We start from the raw sequence: 6,031 nt of genomic DNA on the forward strand, positions 1-6,031 counted from the left end.
ATATACAAGAGGAGACAGTGCATTTTTGAAGATACAGATGATATAGAAAACTGGATTGATGTTGAAAATGGTATGAAAAATTAAGAAAAATTTCAACAAATCTTCACTGTTTTGGTGTATAGTGTATTGAGGTAATATGTAAACAGACCATATGTACGGTTTAGAACAGGATAAGAATAAAAAGATGTGGGAGAGTTAATCAGAATGAAAAAGAAAAGCAGAATGATAGCAGTCCTGTTGAGTGCCATGATGCTTGTCAGTGCTTGTCAGTCGACACCGCAGGAAACCGAGGAAGAAAAAAAGCTTAAAGAAGAACAGAATGTAGAAAAAGAAGAGAAAGAATACCAGGGAAAGCTGGATCTGATAGAACCGGCTGCTTACAACAATGTAGATGGACTGAATCTGGAAAAAGGTTCCTATATATCCATCATCGGGAAGGCAAAGGGAAGCACTTACTGGGATGAGGTGGAAAAAGGAGTGCTTCAGGCAGTCGCAGATATCAATGAGAATCTGGGATATACAGGAAAGGATAAAGTAAAAGCATCCTATAATGCACCGGAAGTTGCAGATGACGTAGATGAGCAGGTGAATATACTGGATGAGGAACTGGATATCGACAGATCTCCAATTGCTGTTGGAATCTCTATTGCAGACGCAAAGGCGTGTGAAGTACAGTTTGATATGGCTGCAGATAATGATATTCCGATCGTGGCATTTGACTCCGGAAGTGATTATCAGGGGGTGATGGCGACCGTTTCAACAGACAACGAGGCGGCAGCCAGAGAAGCGGCTATAAAGCTTGCGGAAGCAGTTGATGATGAGGGGAAAGTTGTTCTGTTTGTACAGGACTCCAAATCCATGGCGGCACTCGCCCGTGAAAGTGCATTTACGGAGGAAATCCAGACGAATCATCCGGAGATGTCGGTGGTCAGCGTATATCATATGGATCAGCTGGGAGAGATGCAGCAGACGATCGCAGCTGAGATCAATGCAGGAACGTATCAGTTAGATGCGGATACGACTGAGAATACGACGACGCAGGAAGAAATCAGTCCGGAAGAGATTACGGAGGACGATGTTGTAGATTATATATTTGCAAAAAATCCTGATATCAGGGGATGTTTTGCAACTAATGGAGATGCTTTGCTTCTGGCACTTGACGGGCTGGAACGCAACGAGCTTTCAGATCAGGTTCAGGTGGTAGGATTTGACGTAAGTAAAGAGGAGGTCGAAGCACTGTCTGACGGAAAAGTCGTGGGGTTGATTGCTCAGAACCCGTTCGGAATGGGCTACGCAACTGTTGTTGCAGCTGTGAGAGCCGCACTCGATATGGGAAATGAGGCCGTAGTGAATACCGGTTATACCTGGGTCACCAGCGAAGGCCTTGAAGATAAAGAAATTCAAAAAATTCTATATTAGGAAGACCTTGGAAGCGAGAAGATAAACTCGGTTCCGACTCCTTCCGTACTTATCACATTAATATTTTCGCCATGGGCCTGGATGACTTCCTTTACAATGGATAGTCCAAGCCCTGTTCCTTTTTTATCTTTTCCGCGGGAAAGATCCGTCTTATAAAAACGTTCCCAGATTTTATTGAGGGCATTGCGTGGAATTCCGATTCCATTATCCTTGACAGAGGTATATACTTTTTCTCCGCGCTCTGTTGTCTCGATGGTTACGATAGAATTGGTGTCGCTGAATTTGATTGCATTGTCGAGCAGGTTATACAGAACCTGTTCGATCTTACGCTGGTCGGCGGTCACACGCAGATGCTTTGTGGCAAAGAGCAGTTCGATGGAGATCTTTTTCTGGGTGCAGACACCTTCGAAGGAAGCTGCGACCTGCTTGATCGTATCATGGATATCAAAAGATACTTTGTTGAGAAGCAGATTCTTGGTGTCAAATTCGTTCAGTGTCAGCAGATCGTGTGTCAGATCGGTAAGACGCTCTGTCTCAAACAGAATGATATTCAGATATTTTTCATGAAGTTCCGGTGGAATTGTTCCGTCTGCCATAGCCTCTACATATCCTTTGATCGAAGTGAGCGGAGAACGAAAATCGTGTGATACGTTTGCTACGAATTTTTTCTGATAATCTTCCATGTCTTTGAGCTGAGAAGCCATATAATTCAAAGATGCGGACAGATATCCCATCTCGTCTTCTGTTTTTACCGGAATTTCATAATCCAGGTTGCCGACTGCGTATTGTGTTGCCGCTTCTGTTATGATGTGAAGCGGACGGTATACAAAGAAATGAAAGGCAAGAAGGATTATAAAAGATAATGCGTAGATGATGGTAAATGTAATGAAAGCACCATGCAGCAGGATATCTCGAAGATCCGTCAGATCAGATACATACTTGTGAATAATCAGGTAACCTTTGGGGGAATAACTGTACACGACAGGAGCAATGACCGTAATTACATCTTCCGAAAAGTATCCGTGATATTCTCCCGTCTGATACTGTGAACCTCCGCCTTCCGCGGGATCAAAATTTTCAATGACTGCCGGGGCAGACGGATATCCCTCAGACTGTGCAGAAGAAATCAGAGTACCCTCTCTGTCTGCAAACCATACGGCAGCATCCAGTTGAGATTCCATCGCGCTCAGTTGCAGATGCACGTCTCCGGAAGAAACCTGATCTGAAAAATATCTGGTGAGATAGTCATTGGCAACAAGTGTTGCAGTACGGTATATATCGGATGATGTCTTTTCTTTCAATGGCTCACTGACAAAATTTTCTGTCAGCGTAGCCATTGTAAATATGCTTAAAAATCCAAATACCAGATAGACAAGAATGAATTTTAGATAAAGTGTGCTTTTCATAATGATCCCTTCTCTGATTATTTCACTTCAAACTTGTAGCCGATTCCCCATACGGTACTCAGACTCCAGCCATTGTGGTCTTTGATCTTTTCGCGAAGACGCTTGATGTGAACATCTACGGTCCGTGTGTCGCCGATATATTCGTAACCCCAGATCTGATCCAGAAGCTGCTCCCTTGTAAAGACCTGGTTGGGAGAAGAAGCGAGAAAATACAGGAGCTCCAGTTCTTTCGGAGGCATCTCCACGGTAACTCCGTCAACCATAACAGAATAATTCGTCAGGTTGATCACAATTCCCGGATATTCCACGCATTTTCCGCGGTCTTCTTTCGGTGTTTCCGGTTTGGGAATTGCCTGGTAACGGCGCAGAACCGCCTTTACACGGGCAACCAGTTCCTTGGAGTCAAAGGGTTTCATAATATAGTCGTCTGCGCCAAGTTCCAGACCCAGTACTTTGTCAAAGACCTCGCCTTTGGCAGACAGCATGATGATCGGGACGTTGGAACGGGTACGGATCTCACGGCAGACCTGATAGCCGTCGATTCCCGGAAGCATCAGATCCAGAAGGATCAGATTGGGCTGGTAACTCTCATAAGCCACAAGAGCTTTTTCACCGTCATGTACCATCATGGTGTCAAAACATTCTTTGGTGAGATAGAGAGACACAAGCTCTGCAATGTTTTCGTCATCATCTACGATTAATATTTTTTGTTTGTTCATATGTTATACTCCTCTCCGGGACTATGGATCCTTATTTGATCTCAGCGATGGTCACACCAGAGTCCCCTTCGCCAAATGCGCCAAGCCGGAAGGATTGGACGTGTTTTTGGCGCCTCAGATACTGATGAATACCGGAACGCAGAGCACCGGTGCCTTTTCCGTGTACAATACGTACAGATGACAGGTGTGCAAGGTATGCGTCATCCAGATATTTATCAAGTTCTGCGATTGCTTCGTCTACCGTTTTGCCCAGAAGATTGATCTCGGGACTTACGGAAAGTGATTTACTCATCTTTACTTTGCCTTTTCCGGTCTGGCGGGTCTTTACCGCAGAGTAGGAAGGCTTTTCTTCTATGATCTCCAGATCCGAGATGTGTACCTGAGATCTGAGAATACCCATCTGAACAGTTACATTTCCCTTCGCGTCAGGAAGAGAGGTCACGGAACCGGTCAGATTCATGCTTAGTACCTTTACGGATTCGCCCAGCTTAAAGTCGCTGGCTTTATGCTGCTTTTTGGGCTTGGAGCTTTCGAGCTTCATGCTGCTTCTGGTGGCATCCATCTTTTTGCGGAGCCGTTCCCGTTCTTTTTCCATCTCGGCAGCAGAGATGTTGGCTTTGCCGAATTTATGGAAATTACGCATGGTCTCATCGGCAGTTTCTTTCGCCTCCGCGAGGATGGCGAAGGCCTTTTCATTGGCATCCCGCAGGATTTTTTCCTTTTGTTCTTCCAGCTTCTCGCGCTTTTTACGCGTTTCTTCTTCCAGACGTGCAAGCTCACGCTTGTAGGCGGAGATCTCCTCCTGTTCTTTTTGAATGGTGCGTTTGCTGGCTTCGAGATCCGTCAGAAGATCTTCAAATGACTCGTCCTGTTCCGTCAGATGCGTCTTTGCTTCTTCGATGATATAATCCGGAAGGCCAAGTTTTCCGGCAATGGCAAATGCATTACTCTTGCCGGGAATACCAATCAGCAGATGGTAGGTCGGACGAAGCGTCTCTACATCGAATTCACAGCAGGCGTTTTCCACACCGGGCGTAGACAGGGCATAGACCTTCAGTTCACTGTAATGTGTGGTTGCCATCGTACGGATTCCACGCTGATGCAGATGGTTCAGAATCGCGATGGCCAGAGCGGCACCTTCCGTAGGGTCGGTACCTGCACCAAGCTCGTCAAAAAGAACAAGGGACTGTTCATTTACATACTTTAAAAATGACACAATATTTGTCATATGCGAAGAAAATGTACTCAGGCTCTGTTCAATGCTCTGCTCATCTCCGATATCTGCGTATACATTCTGGAATACAGCAAGCTCCGAACGATCCAGAGCAGGAATGTGAAGACCTGCCTGTCCCATCAGCGTAAAAAGACCGACCGTCTTTAAAGAGACCGTCTTACCGCCGGTGTTCGGACCGGTCACGATCAGCAGGTCAAAAGTATCTCCCAGTGTAACCGTAACAGGAACTACTTTTTTAGGATCCAGAAGCGGATGGCGTCCTTTGCGGATGTGGATGCGCCCTTCGGTGTTAAAAACCGGCATGGAAGCGTTCATATCCAGTGCAAGGGATCCTTTTGAAAATATAAAATCAAGTTCTGTCAGTATCTGATAATTCATACGAATGGAGTCAATATATTCTGCCGTGTCTGCACTCAGTCTTGCGAGAATGATCTGAATCTCTTCCTGCTCTTTGGCATAGAGTTCCTTCAGGTCATTATTCAGCTTGACAACTGCCATTGGTTCGATGAAAAGAGTAGAGCCGGTAGCTGACTGATCGTGAATCAGTCCCTGAACCTGACCGCGGTATTCGGATTTGACCGGAATACAGTAGCGGTCACCGCGCATGGTAATGATCGGATCCTGCAGATAGGTACGCAGAGAGCCATTTACCATAGAGGCAAGCGTCGCATGTACCTTGTCGTTGATCTGTGACATGGAACGACGGATCTGGCGCAGCGTACTGCTGGCATCATCGCTGATCTCGTCTTCTTCCAGGATACATCTTCGAATCTCGGTGCTGATCAGTGTGAGTGGTTCCAGCTGCTGAAAATATACATCCAGACAGTCTTCCTTATCATCTGCAGTTTCACGCCTTCCATAGGTCTTGAGGCACCCGGCTGTCTCCAGAAGCTTACAGATACGCAAAAGTTCACCACTTCCAAGAGAAGCTCCGACTTCCAGTCGTTTCAGAGAATCTGTGACAGGATTACAGCCGCTGAAGGAAGGCCGTCCCTTTTTAACAATTCTGGTAAAAGCTGCATCCGTCTGTTCCTGGGCAGACTGAATCTCGGGAAGAGAAGTCATTGGTCTGAGATGCCGGCAGCGCTCCTTGCCTCCGAAGGAAGAAGCCTTCTCGGATAAAAGTTCAATTATTTTGTTGTATTCTAATTTGATTAATGTTTTTTTATTCATGTTCTTCACCTAGACTTATTCTACCTTATTTGCCACGTAAAGAAAAGGAGAACTTGAGTTTTCATAATAAACATATAGAA

Annotated in this window: 4 protein-coding genes; 1 reads left to right on the top strand and 3 read right to left on the bottom strand. The window is 45.6% G+C overall.

Features of this window, described 5'->3' with window-relative positions; all coding sequences use genetic code 11:
• The first annotated feature begins 204 nt into the window (after window positions 1–204).
• On the top strand, window positions 205–1,419 hold the full coding sequence (locus tag JQM82_RS14045) for a substrate-binding domain-containing protein (protein WP_235251021.1): 1,215 nt from the start codon (window positions 205–207) through the stop codon (window positions 1,417–1,419).
• Here the strand turns inward: JQM82_RS14045 and JQM82_RS14050 are convergent.
• From JQM82_RS14050 to JQM82_RS14060, 3 genes are read right to left on the bottom strand one after another with little or no spacing between them, the layout of a single operon-like run.
• Window positions 1,416–2,825, bottom strand: coding sequence for a sensor histidine kinase (locus JQM82_RS14050; protein WP_235251022.1), 1,410 nt, complete (start codon window positions 2,823–2,825; stop codon window positions 1,416–1,418). The two genes, JQM82_RS14045 and JQM82_RS14050, sit on opposite strands and share 4 nt — an antisense overlap.
• Before the next feature lie 17 nt (window positions 2,826–2,842).
• A complete protein-coding gene (locus tag JQM82_RS14055; protein ID WP_235251023.1) occupies window positions 2,843–3,544 on the bottom strand; it encodes a response regulator transcription factor in 702 nt (233 codons plus the stop codon).
• A gap of 31 nt (window positions 3,545–3,575) precedes the next feature.
• The gene (locus JQM82_RS14060; protein ID WP_235251024.1) at window positions 3,576–5,951 is read right to left on the bottom strand and encodes an endonuclease MutS2; all 2,376 of its coding nucleotides are present in this window, start codon (window positions 5,949–5,951) and stop codon (window positions 3,576–3,578) included.
• Window positions 5,952–6,031: the final 80 nt, after the last annotated feature.

This window comes from Faecalicatena contorta (assembly GCF_021531995.1).
Classification (GTDB): domain Bacteria; phylum Bacillota; class Clostridia; order Lachnospirales; family Lachnospiraceae; genus Dorea_A; species Dorea_A contorta_A.